At 60.9% G+C, this 18,016-nt stretch carries 19 protein-coding genes; 13 read left to right on the forward strand and 6 right to left on the reverse strand.

The window, feature by feature from the left end; genetic code table 11:
* Positions 1-237 precede the first annotated feature (237 nt).
* Positions 238-1,107: a diacylglycerol/lipid kinase family protein gene (locus K419_RS0120275; RefSeq protein WP_026843138.1), complete on the forward strand. Its 870-nt coding sequence runs from the start codon at positions 238-240 to the stop codon at positions 1,105-1,107.
* Positions 1,108-1,282: 175 nt separating this feature from the next.
* Entirely contained in the window at positions 1,283-2,005 is a 723-nt protein-coding gene (locus K419_RS0120280; RefSeq protein ID WP_026843139.1) for a response regulator, read from the forward strand.
* Here K419_RS0120280 and K419_RS0120285 read toward each other — a convergent pair.
* From K419_RS0120285 to K419_RS0120295, 3 genes are all read right to left on the reverse strand, one after another.
* Entirely contained in the window at positions 2,002-3,048 is a 1,047-nt protein-coding gene (locus K419_RS0120285) for a TIGR04283 family arsenosugar biosynthesis glycosyltransferase (protein WP_026843140.1), read from the reverse strand. The genes K419_RS0120280 and K419_RS0120285 overlap by 4 nt on opposite strands.
* Entirely contained in the window at positions 3,038-3,979 is a 942-nt protein-coding gene (locus tag K419_RS0120290; protein ID WP_026843141.1) for a chemotaxis protein CheV, read from the reverse strand. The genes K419_RS0120285 and K419_RS0120290 overlap by 11 nt, the downstream gene beginning before the upstream one ends.
* Before the next feature lie 81 nt (positions 3,980-4,060).
* On the reverse strand, positions 4,061-6,067 hold the full coding sequence (locus tag K419_RS0120295; protein ID WP_026843142.1) for a molybdopterin oxidoreductase family protein: 2,007 nt from the start codon (positions 6,065-6,067) through the stop codon (positions 4,061-4,063).
* 225 nt (positions 6,068-6,292) lie between these two features.
* Between K419_RS0120295 and K419_RS0120300 the strand changes: the two genes are divergently transcribed.
* Together K419_RS0120300 and K419_RS0120305 are read left to right on the forward strand one after the other, a co-directional pair.
* Positions 6,293-6,829 carry a chromate transporter gene (locus K419_RS0120300; protein ID WP_404813219.1) on the forward strand — a complete coding sequence of 179 codons (537 nt, stop codon included), beginning with the start codon at positions 6,293-6,295 and terminating at the stop codon, positions 6,827-6,829.
* Positions 6,829-7,353, forward strand: a complete 525-nt coding sequence (locus K419_RS0120305) for a chromate transporter (protein WP_026843144.1) — start codon at positions 6,829-6,831, stop codon at positions 7,351-7,353. Before K419_RS0120300 ends, K419_RS0120305 begins: the two co-directional genes overlap by 1 nt.
* A gap of 6 nt (positions 7,354-7,359) precedes the next feature.
* Here K419_RS0120305 and K419_RS0120310 read toward each other — a convergent pair whose 3' ends face one another.
* Positions 7,360-7,668: a cytochrome c3 family protein gene (locus tag K419_RS0120310; protein ID WP_026843145.1), complete on the reverse strand. Its 309-nt coding sequence runs from the start codon at positions 7,666-7,668 to the stop codon at positions 7,360-7,362.
* Between the two features lie 192 nt (positions 7,669-7,860).
* On the opposite strand from K419_RS0120310, the gene K419_RS0120315 reads away from it, so the two are divergent.
* Together K419_RS0120315 and K419_RS0120320 are read left to right on the forward strand one after the other, a co-directional pair.
* Complete coding sequence (locus tag K419_RS0120315) at positions 7,861-8,856, forward strand: PilZ-like domain-containing protein (protein ID WP_026843146.1); 996 nt, start codon at positions 7,861-7,863, stop codon at positions 8,854-8,856.
* Between the two features lie 232 nt (positions 8,857-9,088).
* Positions 9,089-9,565, forward strand: a complete 477-nt coding sequence (locus K419_RS0120320) for a GreA/GreB family elongation factor (protein WP_026843147.1) — start codon at positions 9,089-9,091, stop codon at positions 9,563-9,565.
* A 6-nt stretch (positions 9,566-9,571) separates the two neighbouring features.
* Here K419_RS0120320 and K419_RS0120325 read toward each other — a convergent pair whose 3' ends face one another.
* Positions 9,572-9,841, reverse strand: coding sequence for a phosphopantetheine-binding protein (locus K419_RS0120325; protein ID WP_026843148.1), 270 nt, complete (start codon positions 9,839-9,841; stop codon positions 9,572-9,574).
* Positions 9,842-10,123: 282 nt separating this feature from the next.
* On the opposite strand from K419_RS0120325, the gene K419_RS0120330 reads away from it, so the two are divergent.
* Together K419_RS0120330 and K419_RS0120335 are read left to right on the forward strand one after the other, a co-directional pair.
* Positions 10,124-10,810 carry a PilZ domain-containing protein gene (locus K419_RS0120330; RefSeq protein ID WP_026843149.1) on the forward strand — a complete coding sequence of 229 codons (687 nt, stop codon included), beginning with the start codon at positions 10,124-10,126 and terminating at the stop codon, positions 10,808-10,810.
* A 23-nt stretch (positions 10,811-10,833) separates the two neighbouring features.
* The gene (locus K419_RS0120335; RefSeq protein WP_026843150.1) at positions 10,834-11,610 is read left to right on the forward strand and encodes an NRDE family protein; all 777 of its coding nucleotides are present in this window, start codon (positions 10,834-10,836) and stop codon (positions 11,608-11,610) included.
* Between the two features lie 128 nt (positions 11,611-11,738).
* On the opposite strand, the gene K419_RS0120340 is transcribed toward K419_RS0120335, so the two are convergent.
* The gene (locus K419_RS0120340) at positions 11,739-12,926 is read right to left on the reverse strand and encodes a hypothetical protein (protein ID WP_026843151.1); all 1,188 of its coding nucleotides are present in this window, start codon (positions 12,924-12,926) and stop codon (positions 11,739-11,741) included.
* 533 nt (positions 12,927-13,459) lie between these two features.
* Between K419_RS0120340 and K419_RS0120345 the strand changes: the two genes are divergently transcribed.
* The 5 genes from K419_RS0120345 (at position 13,460) to hisG (ending at position 17,928) form a co-directional block, all read left to right on the forward strand.
* Positions 13,460-14,458, forward strand: coding sequence for an ABC transporter substrate-binding protein (locus K419_RS0120345; RefSeq protein ID WP_026843152.1), 999 nt, complete (start codon positions 13,460-13,462; stop codon positions 14,456-14,458).
* A 153-nt stretch (positions 14,459-14,611) separates the two neighbouring features.
* The gene (locus K419_RS0120350) at positions 14,612-15,511 is read left to right on the forward strand and encodes an ABC transporter permease (protein ID WP_026843153.1); all 900 of its coding nucleotides are present in this window, start codon (positions 14,612-14,614) and stop codon (positions 15,509-15,511) included.
* Positions 15,508-16,305 carry an ABC transporter ATP-binding protein gene (locus K419_RS0120355; protein WP_026843154.1) on the forward strand — a complete coding sequence of 266 codons (798 nt, stop codon included), beginning with the start codon at positions 15,508-15,510 and terminating at the stop codon, positions 16,303-16,305. Before K419_RS0120350 ends, K419_RS0120355 begins: the two co-directional genes overlap by 4 nt.
* Positions 16,306-16,525: 220 nt before the next feature.
* Complete coding sequence (gene hisI, locus K419_RS0120360) at positions 16,526-16,903, forward strand: phosphoribosyl-AMP cyclohydrolase (RefSeq protein WP_012529160.1); 378 nt, start codon at positions 16,526-16,528, stop codon at positions 16,901-16,903.
* Positions 16,904-17,055: 152 nt separating this feature from the next.
* Positions 17,056-17,928: an ATP phosphoribosyltransferase gene (gene hisG / locus K419_RS0120365; RefSeq protein ID WP_026843155.1), complete on the forward strand. Its 873-nt coding sequence runs from the start codon at positions 17,056-17,058 to the stop codon at positions 17,926-17,928.
* Positions 17,929-18,016: the final 88 nt, after the last annotated feature.

Below are 18,016 nucleotides of genomic sequence, written 5' to 3' on the forward strand. Positions count from 1 at the left end.
GTGATTTGGTACCTTCCCGCGAGGGCCGCACGCCGCGGCCCTTTTTTATTGATCTGGTTCCCAAGGTCCACCTTGGGAACCAGAAGGAAAGTGCTCCAAGAGCCCCCGCCCCCGGAGGGGGAGGGTTAGGGAGGGGGCGCCTGTCCTTCCCCCCTCCCGGCCTCCCCCCTCCGGGGGAAGGAGAGCTGGGAAGACGCTGAGCTGCCAGTTTTTATTCTATCCGGAGAGGAGTCCCGCTTGACCAGACGCTGCTTTCTCATCGTGAACCCCACCTCGGGAAGCTATTCCCAGAAAACCGTGGACCGGATCATGGCGGGCCTCAGGGAAAGGGGGCTCGCCCCCGAGCTGATGCCGACGGGTAGCGCCGCCGACCCGGCCCTCTTCGCCGCGCGCCTTTGCGCCGAACACTCCGATCCGCTGGTCGTAGTCGCCGGCGGCGACGGTACGGTGAACGGCGTCCTGAACGGCATGGTCCCAGGGAGGGCGACCCTCGGGGTGGTCCCCTTGGGGACCGCCAACGTCCTGGCGCAGGAGTTGGGCATCTCTTCCGTCGTCGACGCCCTGGATCGCCTGGCCCGAGGAACGACCCGACCCATCTCCGTGGGCGAGATCGAGCGGGACGGGGAGAAGAGGCGCTTCCTCTTGATGGCAGGCGCCGGGATGGACAGTGCGGTGGTGCGCGGGGTGCGCCTTTCCGAGAAGCGGGTCATAGGAAAAGGGGCCTACCTCCTCTCGGCGCTCAGGGTGCTCCTTTCTTGGGACCGGTCGGAACTCCGGGTCACAGGCGGCGGGCGGAGCCTCTCCTGCCACGGCGTGATCGTCTGCAACGCCGCCAAGTACGGCGGCAACTTCGTCCTCGCCCCCGAGGCGGACCTCTTCTCCCCGGGTTTCCAGGTGCTCTGCATCGAGGGGGGGCGGCTCGCCTACCTGAAGCTCGGCCTCATGCTGCTATCCGGCAGGGGTGCGCCCCCCCGCTGCGTGACCTCGTTCGCCGCGACGGAACTGGAGCTCTCCGGCGACAAGGCGGTGCAACTGGACGGCGACTATTTCTGCTGCACCCCGTTGCACATCAGGACGCTCCCGGAGTTGGTCCGCCTGGTGGTCTGAGGCGCCGCCGGCGGGCAAATTCCTTCGTTGACAAAGTAACGGCAATATCGGATTAATGTGGCATTTGCCGCCTGCCGGGGCTCGGCGTTCCCGGCGGCTTGGCTTGCAGGCGGCTCTTCAGCGCGGTTTCAAGTTGGACTTTTAGCTGCAGACATGCATCACAGGGGGACTTGGCATGGCTTATCCCAAGATAATGCTGGTGGACGACACCCGGCTGATACTGGAGCTGGAAAAGAGTTTCCTCAAGTTGTCGCATGTGGACGTGGTAACCGCCGGCAACGGTGCGGAGGCGCTGGAGCTGATACGGAAGGATCCCCCCGATTTGATCTTCATGGATATGCATATGCCGGTCATGGACGGCATCGCCTGCTGTACCGAACTCAAGGCCGACCCGTTTCTTTGCGGCATCCCGGTGGTGATGTTGACGACGGCGGGGAAGGAGGAAGACCGCGAGCGGGCCAAGGAGGCCGGCTGCGACAACTTCCTGACCAAGCCGGTAGACCGCCGCTTGTTCCTGGACCTGGCCCGCAAGTACACCAACGCCGTGGACCGGCGCGAGCAGCGTCTCCCCTGCCGTTTGCCGGCTCTGTTCCTGGTGGGCAAGACCCCCGCCGCCGGGCTTGTCCTCGACATAGGCGACGGCGGCGTCTTCGTGTCAACCCGGGAGCGGCTGCTCTTGCACCAGAGGCTGCGCCTTGCGCTCTACCTGGAGGGGGAGCGTCCGGTACTGCTGGAACTAAAAGGGTGGGCGGCCTGGCTGAACGAGGAGGGAAAACGCGTGCACAGTTCGCTGCCGGCCGGCTTCGGGATGGAGTTCCTGGAGTTGGGCGAAGAGGAGAGTGCGGCGCTGAAATCGTACCTCGCCTCGCTCAGGCCGGAAGAGCCGTCGGCATCCTAGCGGCAAAGACGCAAGGTTGCCTGAAACCAGAACCAGGTGAAAAGGGCCGCGGCGCAGTTGCCGGCCCTGTTGTCGATGAGCCGCCCCAAAAGGCGGTCGTGCAGCGAGAGAAAACTTCCCCCCTTCCCTTCCCCCGCCCCCCCCGTCACCACGTCCAGAAAAAACGCGATCTGCCAGGCGTTGCTCCTCACGTAGCTCCCGGTCCGGTACCAAAGCCGCCACCGTTCCCGGCGCGGCAGTTGCGCCATCTTCAGCTTGAGGGGGCGCAGCATGGGGCGCAGCTCCAGACGCTTCGCCGCGTCCTGGCTGCGATAGCTTTGCCGCAGGGATTCGATCAGCGATAGGTGCCCGAGGGTGGCCAGGTTCGTCAGGATGGCGTTCAGGCTCTGCCGGGGGAGGAGCCCCTCCGTGAGGAAGCGGCGGGGCGAGGTGGCGATGCGGGCGGGAAAGAGGATCCAGCTCCCCTTTTCCCTCACCCTCTCGGCGAGGAAGGTGTCTTCCATGAGTGGGAGCGCGCTCTGGAAGGTGCCGAGCTCGTTGAAGAAGTCGCTCCCCATCATGAACCCCTGGTCGCCGTGGGTGCATCCGGGGCGGTCCAAGGTCGCCTTGGCGCCGTAGAAGCGGTAGGGGAGCGGGACGGCCCCCTCGAAATCGAAGCGGAGCGAGAAGCGGCCGGCGACCCTTTGTCCTTCCCGGCGTGCTTTTACGAGCGCGTCCACGGCTTTTCTCAGCGCCAGAGGGTCGTCGAACCTCGAATCCACATGGAGAAAGAGCAAAAGGGGAGCACGCGCCGCGTCCGCCCCTAGATTCAACTGTGCTCCCCTTCCCTTGGTCCCCTCGATTACTGTCACCGCAAAGGGGGCGTCCTTGGCGAAGGCGCGGGCAACCCCGATGCCGCCGTCGCTGGACCCCCCGTCGGAGATGATCACCTCCAGGTGCAGCTCGCGCTGCCTCGCCATCGCGCCCAAGAAGGGGAGCAGGTTCCCCTCCTCGTTGTACACCGGCACGACGACCGACAGCTCGGGGCTCCCCTCAAAGGACAAGGTTGTCCGCCTTCTCGACCAGGTGGGGGAGGTCGGGTTTGGTGAGGATGCCGCTTGCCCCGAGGTCGCGCCACTTAAGCTTGTTGTCATCGCTGGCGAGGGAGGAGAAGATCACAACCGGGAGCTTATCGAGCGTCCCTTCCTTCCTGATCAGGGAGGTGAGGTGCAGCCCGTCCATGCGGGGCATCTCGATGTCTGTGATGACCAGGTGCAGGTTGTCGGTTACCGCCTTGCCGCTTTCGGCGCACTGCTGGCGCACGCTGCAGACGTACTCCCAGGCCTCCTCGCCGTTTTCCGCCTCTACCACCTGGTAGCCGGCTTCGCGCAGGGTCCCGCACATGGTCTTGCGTATGAAGGCGGAGTCGTCCGCGACGAGGATGGTTTTCTCGTTGCGGTTGATCGACGAGTGGGCGAGCATGAGGTCGTCCGTTGGGGCGGCCAGCGCCATGGTGGAGGAGAGTTCCCCTATGATCTTTTCGAAGTCGAGGATCAGGATGATGCGGTCCTCCATCTTGACCACGCCGGTGATGTTGGCGTCGTGGATCGCCTTTACCGGCGGCTCCACGTGCTCCCAGGAGATGCGGTAGATGCGGGAGACCGAGTGGACCTGGATCCCCACGATGATCCTGTTGAATTCAAGGACGATGACGCGGTCCGCCACGATCCCTTCGCAGTTCTTGTTCAGCGCGCGGGAGAGGTCTATCAGCGTGATCACCTGGTCTCTCAGCTTGATCATGCCGCTTACCGACGGGTTCGCGTTCACCACCTTGCGCGTGTTTGGGAGCCTGATGATCTCGCGCACCTTGGCGACGTTGACGCCGAAGTAGCAAGGGACCACGTTCCCTTTGCCGTCGAGTTCGTCTATTCTGAATTCCACTATTTCCAGTTCGTTGGTGCCGCTTTCCAACAGGATCTTGTTGCTCGGTTCCATGTGCCCCCCGCATCGCTTTTTTAGCCGCTTTCTCCTTGCTACATCGGCACAATGATTAAAAGCATGAGGCAAAAATCTCCATTAGAGCTCCCGGCGCACGTCGACGCGGTTGTCGTAGAAGGTGCTTCCTCCGCCCTCGTCGGTCAGGCGCTGCGAGGTGAGGGCGTTCACCGAGCGGTTCCCTGGCGCGTAGGCGAGCCACCACACCCCCTCCGCGACCACGAGGCCGGCGGGGACCTTGTCCGTCGTCTTGAGCAGGAAGGTCACCTCCCCTAGCGCATTCCAGGCCACCACCCGCTCGCCGTCGGCAAGCCCCTTGGCCGCGGCGTCGGCCGGGTTCATCCGGAGCTGCATCCCCCCCTGCCGCGCCCTTAGTTCCTCCCGCTCGTAGAAGGTGGCGTTCAGGGCGTAGGGGTTAGGGGCGGTCATGAGCCTGAAGGGGAGGGGGCCGTTCTCCTCGTGGGTGGGGAGGTAAACGGGGAGCGGGTGCGCCAGTTGCCGGTTCAGGATCTCTATCTTTCCCGAGGGGGTCCGGTATCCCCCTTCCCGCGCGGCGAGTTCCACCGGGAGTCCCGCGGCGAGCGCCTCCTCGTCGATCCCCAGGCGCAGCGGCGTAGGGACGGCTAAGAGCCGGTCGATCACCTGGTCTGCGGAGAGGGTGAAGAGCTCCTCCTCAAAACCGAGCTCTGCCGCGAGGAGCGAGAAGACCTCCCAGTTGGACCTGCTCTCCCCGACGGGATCGATCGCCCCCTGCGCCCTCTGAATGCAGTAGGTGCCGTAGGAGCGGTAGATGTCGCTGTGCTCAAGGGAAGAGGTGGCGGGGAGCACGATATCGGCGTAGCGCGCCGTGTCGGTCATGAAGCGCTCGTGCACCACGGTGAAGAGCTCCTCCCGCGCGAGCCCCTTCAGGACCGCGTTCTGGTCCGGGGTGACCGCGGCGGGGTTGGAGTGGTAGACGTAGAGCCCCATGACCGGCGGGTCCGAGAGCTCGTTCAGCGCCTGTCCCAGCTGGTTCATGTTGATAAGGCGCGGCGATCCCTGGATCAGGTCCTCCCGAAGCAAGAGCCCCATGGGAAAGGCGGCGCCGGTGGCGGTGTCGGGGAAGCATCCCGCTCCTTCCTTGCCGTAGGCCCCGACAAGAGCCGGGAGGCAGCAGATGGTCCGCACGGTCATGGCGCCGTTGCCGTAGCGCGACAGTGCGCTACCCAGGCGTATGAAGGGGGCGCGGGCGGAAGCATAGGCGCGGGCCATCAGTTCGATCTCTTCAACGTTTAGACCGGTGATGCGGGAGCATACCTCCGGCGGGTAGAGCGGGAGCACCTCGCACTTAAGCTCCTCATAACCCTGCACCTGCGAGTCGAGAAACGCCGTATCGGTGAGCCCCTCCCGGGCGAGGATGTGCATGATCCCCAAGGCCAGGGCCCCGTCGCTTCCCGGGCGGACCAGGAAGGTGCGGTCCGCCGCCGAGGCGGTCGGGGTCTCGTAGGTGTCGATCAGCCACACCTTTCCCCCTTTTGCCTGCACCTCCTTGGCCTGGTTCAGGAAATGGATGCTGGTGGCGGCCGCGTTGATCCCCCAAAGGATCAGTAGGTCGCTTTTGCCGGCTGTCTCCGGGGCGGGTGTCGCCGTCTGCCCCATCACTGCCTGCCACCCCGCACCCTTAGCCGGGGAGCAGATGGTGCGGTCCAGCCGGGAGGCCCCCAGCCGGTGGAAGAAGGGGTGCCCGGCGTTTCTCTGCACGATCCCCATGGTGCCCGCATAGGAGTAGGGGAGGATCGCCTCTGCCCCGTGCTCGGCGATGATGGCGCGCCAGCGAGAAGCGATGGTCGCGACCGCCTCCTCCCAGGAGATGGGGGCGAATTCGCCGCTTCCCTTGGCGCCGGTTCTCTTGAGCGGGGTGGTGAGCCTCAGGGGGGAGTGCACGCTTTTCTCGTAGTGGCGCATCTTCGGGCAGAGGGTGCCGTGGCTGAAGGGGTGCAGCGGGTCTCCCTTCACGCTTACCGCTTTTCCCTCCTCCACCTCCACCAGCATGCCGCAGGTGTCCGGGCAGTCGAAGGGGCAGACCGATCTCTTGGTAATGACGCTCATCTCTATCTCCTTTGCTCAGGGAAAAGCTTCGTCCCGATCCTCCCTTGTATATGTTTTCGCCGCTTTTGAGCAACATAAAACCGAAAAGGGGACAGGCTACTTTTTCTTTTGAAAAAGTAGCCTGTCCCCCTTCCTGTTCCCCTTCCCCCTTCGCAGCAGAAAATCGCCCTTTTCTAAAGGCGGCGATCCTGCTATAAAGCCCGGATGGAAAAAAAGGCGCAAAAAGTGTCCCTGGCCGAACTGGCGGCGACCTTCTTCATGATAGGTGCGACCGGCTTCGGCGGGGGGATGGCGGTGGTGGCGCTGATCGAGCGGCGCTGCGTGAACGAGAAAAAATGGCTGGAACACACCGAGTTCATGCACGGGCTTGCCTTCAGCCAGATCCTCGGTCCTTTTTCGCTTAACAGCTGCACCTTCGTCGGCTATTACCTGCGCGGAGCCTTGGGCGGCATCGTCGCCGCCACCTCGTTCATCGCCCCGTCGTTTCTGCTGGTCTGCCTTTTGAGCCTGCTTTACTTCCGCTACCACCAGCTCCCGGAGCTGAAGTCCGCCCTCCTTGGCTCCAACCCGATCGTCATCGCGCTGATCCTGGTGGCGGCTCTGGGGATGGCGCGCAAAAACGCCACCCGCTGGCACAGCGCGGCCATCGCCTTGATTGCCTTTGCCGCCAGCGCCTTTTTCGGGGTGAACGGTCTCACCGTCCTGGCCATCGCCGGGTGCTGGGGTTTGTACCAGGGGTGGCGCGCCGGGAGGAGCAACTGATGGCGGCGCTGCTGCAGCTTTGCGGGGTGTTTCTCAAGATCGGGGTGGTCTTTTTCGGAGGGGGATACGTCCTGATCCCGCTTTTGCACCGGGTCATGGTGGATCAGATGCAGTGGCTCTCCCTGAAGGAGTTCCTGGACGGGGTGGCGCTCTCGCAGCTTACCCCCGGACCTTTGGCTATGCTCGCCACCTTCTCCGGGTTCAAGGCCGGGGGATTCGCTGGGGCGCTGGCCGGGACCGTCTGCATCTTCCTTCCCTGCACCGCGCTCATGCTCCTCATTTCGAGCCGCTACCGGCAGTTCAGCAAGATTCAGGCGGTGAAACACTTCCTGAACGGGATACTCCCGGCGGTGGTGGGGCTGGTTCTGGCCGCCGCCTTCACGCTGGGGCGGAACTCCCTTGTCTCTGCCCGCGACTTCATACTCCTGGGCGCCGGGTTCCTGCTGCTCCAGTTCACGGCCATAGCTCCTATGGCCGTGATCCTTGGGGCTGCCGCCGTCGGGTTGCTGCTGAATTTCAGTTGATGCAGCCTACTTCTTGTGACACTTGGCACAGTTGCCGGCAGGCTTGAACGCCCTCTTGCCGTTGTGGCACTCGCCGCAGTACTTTCCGCCGTTGATGTCCGCCATCTTCATCTGGGCCGCATCTTTCTTCATCTTGAAGATCTTCGTGTGGCATTCGTTGCACTTCATCCCTTTGCCGGCGTGGTCTTTACCCTCGAAAATCACCTTCCCCATGGAGGTGTTCCACTCCAGCTTCTTGCCGTTGCCGACGGCCAGGGCCTGCGACGCTGCAAATACCACGACAACTGCTGCTGCCGATCTGGCGATCTTCTTCATAAGTCTCCTCTCCTCCTCTGTCTCATTAATTACAACCCTTCCTGTGATAACACAGGCCGATTCTTTGTCAAGGCGGCCTCCTTCCCTGTCGTTTCAGTAATTCTCTGCATCTTCACCCTTGCAAAACGTCGCGAGTCGAGTTTAATGTGTATGTCAGGTTAATTTCTTATTAAGACAGCGCACGGGCCCACGATGGAAGACGAATACAGCGAGTACAGGGAATACCTGGGCGAGGGGATGCGCCTCGAGATCGGGATCCCGCTTTCGGGCGGGGGCGTGTTCCGGGATTGGGCCGAAGTCAGCGAGGGGAACCAGGACGAACTGGTGGTGCAGATCTCGCGCGACGTCCTCCCTTCCGAGGTGCGCTTCGACATCGGCTTCATCCTCGATGTCAGCATCCGGGCGGGGATCGACGTCTACACCTGCAGCGGCATAGTCATCGAGAAACTGGGGGGGCGGGTGCTGCGCATCCGCCTCTTCGGCTCGTTCACGCTGCGCGAGCGGCGCCAGTTCTTCCGCATCGAGCTGGGGATGAGGGTCAAGTACGACATCGTCGACGAATCGCTGCGCAGGGACGTGGAAAAGGACTGGGAGGTCCGAAAAGAGCACGAGCACATGAAGTTCCAGGGGTATGACGATTACGTCATCGCGGCCCAGATGGCCCGCTTCCGCCCCGCCAAGCCGATCGAGTGGCAGGACCTGTTGCGTGCGCAGCTGAACCTCGGGGGGGGCGGGGTCTGCCTGAGGATCCCGCAGAAGGTCCAGCCCGAGCAGTTGATGAACCTGGAGCTGCATCTTCCCCTCGATCCTCCGCGGGTGGTGCATACGGTGGTCAGGGTGATCCACACCAAGCCTCCCCGGCAGCTCAAGGACGGCTCCTACCGCTACGACACCGGGATGCAGTTCGACCTTTTGGACGAGAGGGACCGCGACCTGATCTTCAAGCAGATCTCCGTGGCTCAGATCGAGCACCTGCGCAAGATAGCGGACAAGCGTGAGCTTGGAGAGACCGACGGCTATGGCCGGCGCAAACTGACACCGCGGCAGATCCTGGCGCGGCTTGCCTGGGTCGCTTTCTTGCTGCTTTTGACCTGGGCCCTGACCAGGTTTTTCAGCAACTATTCCCCTTCCAACGAAATCGAGAAGACCTACGAGCAATCCCTCAAGAAGTACCGGCACCAGGACTGAGAGCAGGCGAGACCGCCACAATTGCGGCTTTGGCCTGATTCACGTACGCTCCCGCCCTGGCTGGTGTTCCCGTATTGCCTTGCGCGCCAAACTCGATTATCATGCTCCCCCGGCCCGCTCCCCTTCGGGTGCCCCTTCTCCGCCCGAACAGTGAGCGGCAAAAGCGGCGCGCGTTTCGAGCTCAGGGACTGGCGCCTTCTGGCGACTAACGGTTAACAAGGAAGTGGAAATAATGGTAAGCAACATGATCAGCGCGGAAGGGCGCAAACGGCTGCAGGAGCGCTACGACTTCCTGTGGGAGACGGAGCGGCCGCGCATGGTTAAGAATATGGCGGACGCGGCTGCGGAAGGGGACCGCTCCGAAAATGCCGAGTACATCTATTCGAAGAAGAGGCTGCGCGAGATCGATCGGGAACTGAGGCACCTGGGAGACCGGCTTAAGGTGGTGAAGGTGATTTACCCGCCGCTGAATCCGTCCACGGTGAGCTTCGGCTGCTGGGTCAGCTATGAGGATGAGGAAGGGGAGGAACGCTGCTATCAGTTGGTGGGACCCGACGAGTTCGACGTAACCGCGGGAAAGATCAGCGTCGACTCGCCGGTCGGCAAGGCTCTGCTGGGGCGCAGGGTTGACGACGAGATCACCATCAAGCGCCCCGCGGGGGACCTGACCGTAACCATTGTCGCCATCAGTTCCACTAGGCCCGGGTAACGGGCGTTACCCCTTGTTCTTTTTCTTCCGCTTCTTCTCCACCAGGGCGTAGATGGTTTCCACCGACCTGAAGTTGTCGAGCGCCATGTCCTCGTCGCCGATCTTGACGTCGAACTGGTCTTCCAGAAACAGGATGAGTTTCATCACAGCAAGGGAGTCCATCACCTTCGCCTCTATCAGGTCGTCGCTCTCGTTCAGGTGATGGACGTGCTTTCCCTTTCCCAGCTCTGTCTTGATGAAGTCGATTAGCGTTACCAGGCCATGATCGATGTGCATAATCGCTCTCCCGCTGTTGAACTGTTTGCAGAATAAGGGTTTAACTGGACGCCTTAGAGTTTATCCATCTATAGGGCAATGTCAAAACCGCTTCGAGGCTTAGAACTTCCTGTTCATGTTCCTGGAGCCTTTGGGTCTGAAAGCGTTTGACCTTCTTTTATGAGCGGTTATAGTGTAGATGTCCGGATGCGGTGACTTTGCACGTTTGCAATGCAGCAAGCTTTGAAAGCCATCCGCCGATTACTCCAGTAGCCTCATGGCACCAAAGGAAGAAATACTCCGATGTCAGAAATAAGGATACTCATAGTCGTAAAAGATGCTGAGACAGCCTGCGCGTACGTCGATGCGGTGACAGATAGTGGAGCCACCTGTGACGTCGCGCACTCCTTCCAGGAGATGTCCGCCCTGGCGACAGAGAAGGTCTACAACGGGATTGTCGTCGACATCCTCACCCTGGTGCGCTGCAGCAAGGAAGAGAAAGTCATCGCCTACGAGATCATCAACCTCTTCCCGGTATTGCGGGTCAAGTGGGAGCCGCGGCACAAGAAGATCAAGCTGACCCCGCTGGAGCAGAGCTTTTCGCCGGACACCGACTCGGCGCTCAGGTTTTTCATCCAGACCCGCTGCAAGGCTTTTCCCGCGCGGTCGCTGCGCAAGGAGAAGCGCAAGCTGGTCAACCTGAACCTTCTTTACTGCCGTGACAGCCGCTTCCTGGACGGGGAGACTTTCAAGTCGTTCACCATCAACATCAGCCCGACCGGGGTGTTTCTGCACACCATGGAGGAATTCCGGGTCGGCGAAACGATCTGGCTCCGTTTTCTGGAGTTCGCCGACCAGACCCCAGTCGAGGCCACCGTCTGCTGGTCGCAGCGGTGGGGAGTCACCCGCTGCGTCCCCGGCGCCGGCGTCAAGTTCGAGTCTCTTACCGAGAGGCAGAGAAAGGACGTAGAGGCCGTCGTCAACCTCTGAACTCTTCCCCAGCAGGAAATTCCATGTGCACTCTGCTTTTGGCCTGCCGCGCCCACCCGCGTTACCCCCTTGTCCTCCTCGCCAACAGGGACGAGTACTACGAACGTCCCACCGCCCAGGCCTCCTTCTGGGAGGACGCGCCGCAGCTCTTCGGCGGGAGGGATCTTTTGCATGGCGGGACCTGGCTCGGCATCACCGCGACCGCGAGGATAGCAGCGCTCACCAACTACCGCGACCCTGCCGACCTGGTCAGGCACGGGCTGTCCCGCGGCAGGCTGGTGAGCGGCTTTTTGAAGGGAACAGGCGACTCCGAAGCGTACCTGGAGTGCCTGAGGGAGGCGGCCGGCCCCTTCGGCGGCTACAACCTCCTCGTGGGGACGCCTGAGCGCCTCAGCTGTTATTCCAGCAAGACCGACCGGACCGTCATCCTTGAGCCGGGGATCCACGGGCTGAGCAACCGGCTTTTGGACACACCCTGGCCCAAGGTGGTGCGTGGGAAAAAGGCGCTGGAGCAAGCGCTCCTCGCAGCCGACCCGGATCTGGAGGAGCTCTTCGCCATTCTCTCGGACCGGACCCGCCCTCCCGACGACCAGCTGCCGGATACGGGAGTCGGGCTGGAACTGGAGCGGCTTTTGTCCCCCATTTTCATCGAAAGCGAGCGCTACGGGACGCGCTCTAGCACGGTGCTGCTGGTGGATCGCGACGGGGAGGCGAGGTTCGTCGAGAGGAGCTTCGAGGGAGGAAGGCCGAGCGAGGCTGCCGTCACCATGGACTGGTCCGGTGTCCTGGCAGTGGGGTGAGGGGACTGGCTCCGCAGGTGCCTGTCCCCCTTGAAGTGTCCCCCTTGAAGCAAAAAAAGCGGCACCCTTCGCGATGGCCTCGGGCCTTCATCGCGGAGGATGCCGCTTTTTCAGTTCAATCGGGTTCGTTACTGGTACTGGATGTAGAGCGGCTTCGGGTTCAGCATCAGCACCTCTTTCGGGGTGAGCAGCGCGTCACCCTTCTTGGTGTCGTTGTGGTAGAAGAGCTTGAATCCGGTGTACTCGACCGGCTCGGAGACGACGTAGTCCTTGTACGAGTCGCGCTTCAGCCAGGGGGCGCCCCAGCCGTCCATGTTCATCACGATTTGCACCTCGGGGCGCAGCGCGATGTTCTTCGCGTTGGTGACGCCGTTGCGGGTGAAGCGGTGCACCACGAAGACCTTAGGCGGGAGGTTGTACTTCTTCACCAGGTCCTTCAGGTAGCTAGAGGCGTAGTTGATGTCGGCGGCATCGTAGGTGCCGATCTTGGTCCCGGGCTTCTTCCCGCTCTTGATCAGGTTGAACTCCGGGTCGATCCCCAGGTGCACGTCCGGGTTCTTGAGGATCCACTCGAAGCGCGGCAGTATGTTGCGGATGTTGTCGTGCCCGGTCTGGATGTCGATGAACATGATGGCGTTGGCCTGCTTGGCCCAACTGTACACGTCGTTGATGATCTTGTCCGGCATCACCATGCGGTACAGACCCGCCTTGCCCGGCTCGCCCTGGGCGACCACGGCGATCAGGTGCAGGGCCGGCTGAACCGGGTGCGCCGGGTCGGCTGCCTGCCACTTGGCGGCTTCGCGCTTGAGGCGCTGCAGCATGTCGTCCTTCTGGTATTCGCCCAAGGCCCCCATCCTCTTGGAGAGGGGGTTGCCGTAGTAGGCGACGATCCTCTTCTGGGGGAGGATGGAGCCGGGGAGCGTAGCCGGAGTCTTCACCGGCCACCCTTTCCTGGCGGCGTAGTCCGGGTCCTCGCCGGAGCGGTAGGCAACCTTGGGAGCGGCGGCACCCTTTTCCTTGGCGCCCTTGGCCCCCTTAGGGGTTGCCGCGCCGGTCTGGTTGTTGAAACCGGGCGCGGTGCCGGGGGCTTGACCCTGCGTTGCCGCTGGAGCAGCCGGGACTGCGGGAGCCGAGGGTTCGGCCTGCGGCTGCGCTGCAGCCGAGCTTGCCTGTCCCTGGGTCACGGTCTGTGCGGACGCGGTGGCTGCGCCGGATTTGTTATCCTTGCATCCCCAAAGCCCGATGGGGAGCGCCAAAAGGGCAAATAGCAGCATGGCGCTGCGATGTTGACGATTGAGCAGGTGCGGGTGCTTCACGTAGTTTCTCCTTGAATGGGTATGTCAATGCCGCAAACGGCTGGTAACTCATTTTGGTCGCACGACCTTAAGGCCGTCTCTGTCCGAGACCGCAGATCTCTAGATGTTTTCTTTATCGGAAGATTGCTGGGAAATACCGGATCGGCGTCCAGAGACCGATTACGCCGTTAAAGGGGCGGGCTCTTCTTGCCTGGTACTCATTGCAAAAGCTCAAAACCTTGCAGCTCGCGGTACTTTACCTTTTTTACCGCGGCGGTGTCAACAGTGAGCCGCCTAGTTTTTGTAAGGAATTCTAATTGATTGTCGGGTTTTGCCATTAAAAGGCGTTTTTTTCCGTTTTATCAAAGCTTTGTTCCACCAATTTACAGTATGAAGTTGACGGTAGCTCTTCATGAGTGATATGCTCCTGCACCGAAATCGGTCTGACCTCTTGCGCCCGCCTTGCATTAGCCGGGTAGACTTCCCACGATTATCGCCACTTGCCATATGGAGTCGCAGCAAAAATCTACTTACAATGTAACTGGAGGTGTCTGGTGAGCAAGAATTTTCGTAGCGTGATGCTCTGTTTCGCTTTGTCCCTGGTCTGCGCCGCAACGGCTTTCGCGGCGGCCCCGTCCAAGCAGGTGCAGATCGGCATCTCTAAGATCGTTTCCCACCCCGCGCTGGATGCGGTGGTCAAGGGGGTCCAGGACGAACTGAAGGACGCCAAGATCAACGCGACCTTCGACGTGCAAAACGCCAACGGCGACATCAACACTGCGGCTTCCATCGCCAACAAGTTCCAGTCCCAGAAGGTGAACCTCGCCGTCGGCGTCGCCACTCCGACCGCCCAGGCCCTGGTGAACACGCTCAAGGGAATTCCTATCGTCTTCTCCGCGGTCACCGATCCGGTCAAAGCGGGCCTCGTTCCCTCCCTCGCCAAGGGTGGCAAGAACATAACCGGCGTCTCCGACATGACCCCGGTCCGGCAGCAGATCGAGATGCTGCTCAGGATCAAGCCGAAGACCAAGCGCATCGGCCACATCTACACCAGTTCGGAGGAGAATGCCGTGGTCCTTGCCGGGATGGTAAAACAGGTGTGCAAGGAGAAGAAGCTTGAATTCGTCGAGACCACCGTCACCAAGTCGGCAGAGGTGAAGCAGGCGGCCCAGGCTATTGCTAACCGCGTCGACGCCTTTTACATCAGCACCGACAACACCGTGGTCTCCGCCATGAGCGCGGTAGCGGACGTGGCAAGCAAGGCGAAGATCCCCATCGTGTCCGCCGACCCGAGCTCCTCCGAGACCTATGACGTCCTCGCCGCCTGGGGCTTCGACTATTACAAGATGGGGCGCGCCACCGGCAAGATGGTGGTCGAGATCCTGAAGGGGAAGAAGCCAGAGCAGATGCCGACCCGCTTCATGACCAAGGCCTCCGACGTCGACCTTTTGGTCAACCTCGACGGGGCCAAGAAGCTCGGCCTCACCGTCCCGGCGGACATCGTGAAGAGTGCTAAGACCGTGCGCCAGAACGGCAAGCTGACCAAAAAGTAAAACCACAAACCGTTGGCATGGAGGAAATCTGAGAACTTCTGAGAAAACCGCTTATGGGGTCCCCCTCAAGCCTTGCTTTCTCAGATTTACTCAGAAGTTCTCCTTGCCAATGGTTTTGATTTTGTTTCTTCAGAAGGGTGGACGGTTCCAGTTATGATCGAAGGCATTTTTGTTGAAGGGCTTATTTACGGCATCATGGTTCTCGGGGTGTTCATCTCCTTCCGGATCCTCGACTTTCCCGACCTTACCGTCGATGGTTCCTTTCCCCTGGGGGCCGCTCTCATGGTACAGTGCCTCCTCATGGGGATGAACGGCTGGCTAGCGCTCCTGGTGGCCTTTGCCGGCGGTGTTACGGCAGGCGCCGTCACGGCGCTGATCCACAACCACTTAAGGGTGCCGAACCTTTTGGCCGGTATCCTCACCATGACCATGCTCTACTCGGTCAACATCCGGATCCTGGGCAACCGCGCCAATGTCCCCATCCTGGATCAGCCGACCCTCCTGAAGCAGGTCACCGAGAAGTTCACCGGCATCATCCCGGACGAGTACATCCTCCTGGTGTTTTTCCTGGTCGTCGCCCTGGTGGTGAAGGTGCTGCTCGACCTCTTTTTCCGCACCGACCTCGGCATGACCCTGGGCGCCATGGGGAATAACGAGCAGATGGTCATCTCGCAGGGGGTGAACCCCAAGACCCTGAAGACGATTGGGGTCGGCCTCTCCAATGGCCTGGTCGCCGTCTCCGGCGCCTTCGCCGCGCAGTACCTGGGCTTTGCCGACGTGGGGTTGGGCCAGGGGATCATCGTTTCCGGGCTGGCTTCGGTCATGATCGGCGAATTCCTGATGCTCAAGAGCAACCGGATCGGCGTCCTCACCTTCTGTGCCATTGCCGGCTCCATATGCTTTTACGCCGTCATGTATGTCGGGCGCTTCTACGGGTACCTCATCCACATGACCCCGAGCGACCTGAACCTCATCAAGGGCGTGCTGATCATCGTCCTGCTCATCGCGACCCAGGCGAAGAAACTGAAGGTCCCGTTCAAGGTGGCAAAATGATCGAGCTTAAAAACGTTTCCGTCGTCTTTGGCCAGGGGACCATCAACGAAAACAAGGCCCTGAAGAACATCAACCTCAAGGTGAAGGAAGGCGACTTCATCACCATCATCGGCTCCAACGGAGCCGGCAAGTCGACCCTGTTCAACACCATCGCCGGAACCTATCTTCCCAGCGAGGGACAGATCCTGGCCAACGACAAGAACGTGACCAGGGATCCGGAATACAAGAGGGCGAAGTACATCGGCCGCATCTTCCAGAACCCGCTGCTCGGCACCGCCGGCAACATGAGCCTGGAAGACAACATGACCATCACCCATAAAAAGGGGATGAAGTGGTTGCGCCGCAGCCTTAACAACAAGACCCGCGAGCTCTTCAGGCAGCAACTGGTGCAGCTCAAGATGGGGCTCGAGCACCGCATGAAGGAGAACCTGGTGATGTTCTCCGGCGGCCAGCGCCAGGCGCTCACCCTGCTCATGATGGTCTTTTCCAAGCCGTCCCTGATCCTTTTGGACGAGCACACCGCGGCTCTCGATCCCAAGAACGCCGAGATCGTGCTGGAGCTGACCGACAAGTTCATCAGCGAGTACAACCTGACCGGCATGATGATCACCCACAACATGACTCACGCCATAGAGTTCGGCAACCGCCTGCTCATGATGGACGGCGGCGAGATCATCTTCGACATCGAGGGGGAGGAGAAGAAGGCGCTTACCGTGGAGAAGCTGATTCAGAAGTTCCACGAACTGCGTAACAAGACCTTCGAGAACGACAGGACCCTGCTCGCCGAAGAGTAGGTGTGGGGGTAAGAAGAGACAATCGGAGGGGCCCGGCGGACACGTTCTGTCGGGCCTTTTTGTTTTCAAAAGAAGAAACCGTCGGCCACGGGGAAAATCTGAGAGCGGAGAAGTGGCTAATGGTTTTACTGTCTACATAATCGTTGACACAGCTCGCGCCGAAGGTGTATTAAAAGACACTTTTTTTCTATTAAATGCTGCATAAGGACTGAGAGAAACCATGATTAAGATCGATTTCGAGAAAATGGGTGGATTGATCCCGGCAGTTATCCAGGACAACGAGAGCGGGGAAGTATTGATGGTCGCGTTCATGGACGAGAAGACCCTGAACCTGACCCTGGAAAGCGGCAAGACCTGGTTCTTCAGCCGCACCAGGAACAAGTACTGGATGAAGGGGGAGGAGTCCGGCAACACGCAGGACGTGGTCGAGGTGCTGACTGACTGCGACGCCGACACCGTCGTCATCAAGGTGAAGCAAAACGGCCCCGCCGCCTGCCACACCGGCAACCGCAGCTGCTTCTATGTCAGATACGAGAACGGCGCCTGGGTCGAGCACTCAAACCCGCTCTTCGATCCCAACACTGTGTACAAGAAGTAAGACAAAACCATTGGCAAGGAGGAAATCTGAGAACTTCTGAGAAAGCTTTGGATTTTCTCAAGCCTTTTGCTTGTCTCAGATTTCCTCAGAAGTTCTCCTTGCTAATGGTTCTCGGGTTTTCTGCTTCTATTCCATTTAATCGAGAGGGCATCATGGAACAGTTGAAACTCGGCATCCCCAAGGGGAGCCTGGAAAGCGCCACCGTCGATCTCTTCAAAAAGGCCGGCTGGCAGATATCCATCTCGTCACGCAGCTACTTCCCCACTATCGACGACGAGGAAATCAAGTGCTCGCTGATGCGCCCGCAGGAGATGGCGAAGTACGTCGAGCGCGGCACCATCGACGTCGGCATCGCCGGCCGCGACTGGGTGCGGGAAAACCAGTCGGACGTCATTGAACTGTGCGAGATGGTGTACTCCAAGGTTTCCCGCCGCCCGGCCCGCTGGGTGCTGGTGGTAAACGGCGACTCCAAGGTGCAGGGCCCTGAGGACCTGCGCGGCGCGACCATCTCGACGGAACTCGTGGGCTTCACCAAGCGCTACTTCGCCGAAAGGAACATCCCGGTCAACGTGGAGTTTTCCTGGGGCGCCACCGAGGCGAAAGTGGTCGAGGGGCTCTGCGACGCGATCGTCGAGGTGACCGAGACCGGCTCCACCATCAAGGCCAATGGCCTGCGCATCGTCACCGAACTGATGGAGTCCGTCCCGGTCATGGTGGTCAACAAGGCCTCTTGGGAAGATCCCTGGAAGAAGGCGAAGATCCAGCAGATCGCCACCCTGCTCCAGTCTGCGCTTAGGGCCGAGGGGATGGTCGGGCTGAAGATGAACGCGCCCGGGGCGAAGGTGCCGGCCATCACCGCCATCCTCCCGAGCCTCAACAACCCGACCGTTTCCAACCTCTACAACTCGGACTGGGTCTCCATCGAGAGCATCATGCCCGAGCAGGAGGTGCGCCGCATCGTTCCCGAACTGCTGAAGCTGGGAGCGGAGGGAATAGTGGAGTACTCGCTCAACAAGATCATCTAAAGATCAAAGGCTTTGAACCGTTGGCCACGGAGAAAATCTGAGAAATTCACTGTGCTTCTCTCAGAAGTTCTCCGTGGCAAATGGTTCA

The organism is Citrifermentans bremense R1 (assembly GCF_000426865.1).
GTDB classification, from domain to species: Bacteria; Desulfobacterota; Desulfuromonadia; order Geobacterales; family Geobacteraceae; genus Geomonas; species Geomonas bremensis.

Excerpts from the sequence above, each read along its gene's own strand:
- K419_RS0120280 (WP_026843139.1), top strand. The coding sequence starts at position 1,283 with ATGGCTTATCCCAAGATAATGCTGGTGGACGACACCCGGCTGATACTG.
- K419_RS0120290 (WP_026843141.1), bottom strand. The coding sequence starts at position 3,979 with ATGGAACCGAGCAACAAGATCCTGTTGGAAAGCGGCACCAACGAACTG.
- K419_RS0120295 (WP_026843142.1), bottom strand. The coding sequence starts at position 6,067 with ATGAGCGTCATTACCAAGAGATCGGTCTGCCCCTTCGACTGCCCGGAC.
- K419_RS0120305 (WP_026843144.1), top strand. The coding sequence starts at position 6,829 with ATGGCGGCGCTGCTGCAGCTTTGCGGGGTGTTTCTCAAGATCGGGGTG.
- K419_RS0120310 (WP_026843145.1), bottom strand. The coding sequence starts at position 7,668 with ATGAAGAAGATCGCCAGATCGGCAGCAGCAGTTGTCGTGGTATTTGCA.
- K419_RS0120315 (WP_026843146.1), top strand. The coding sequence starts at position 7,861 with ATGGAAGACGAATACAGCGAGTACAGGGAATACCTGGGCGAGGGGATG.
- K419_RS0120320 (WP_026843147.1), top strand. The coding sequence starts at position 9,089 with ATGGTAAGCAACATGATCAGCGCGGAAGGGCGCAAACGGCTGCAGGAG.
- K419_RS0120325 (WP_026843148.1), bottom strand. The coding sequence starts at position 9,841 with ATGCACATCGATCATGGCCTGGTAACGCTAATCGACTTCATCAAGACA.
- K419_RS0120330 (WP_026843149.1), top strand. The coding sequence starts at position 10,124 with ATGTCAGAAATAAGGATACTCATAGTCGTAAAAGATGCTGAGACAGCC.
- K419_RS0120335 (WP_026843150.1), top strand. The coding sequence starts at position 10,834 with ATGTGCACTCTGCTTTTGGCCTGCCGCGCCCACCCGCGTTACCCCCTT.
- K419_RS0120350 (WP_026843153.1), top strand. The coding sequence starts at position 14,612 with ATGATCGAAGGCATTTTTGTTGAAGGGCTTATTTACGGCATCATGGTT.
- K419_RS0120355 (WP_026843154.1), top strand. The coding sequence starts at position 15,508 with ATGATCGAGCTTAAAAACGTTTCCGTCGTCTTTGGCCAGGGGACCATC.
- hisI (WP_012529160.1), top strand. The coding sequence starts at position 16,526 with ATGATTAAGATCGATTTCGAGAAAATGGGTGGATTGATCCCGGCAGTT.
- hisG (WP_026843155.1), top strand. The coding sequence starts at position 17,056 with ATGGAACAGTTGAAACTCGGCATCCCCAAGGGGAGCCTGGAAAGCGCC.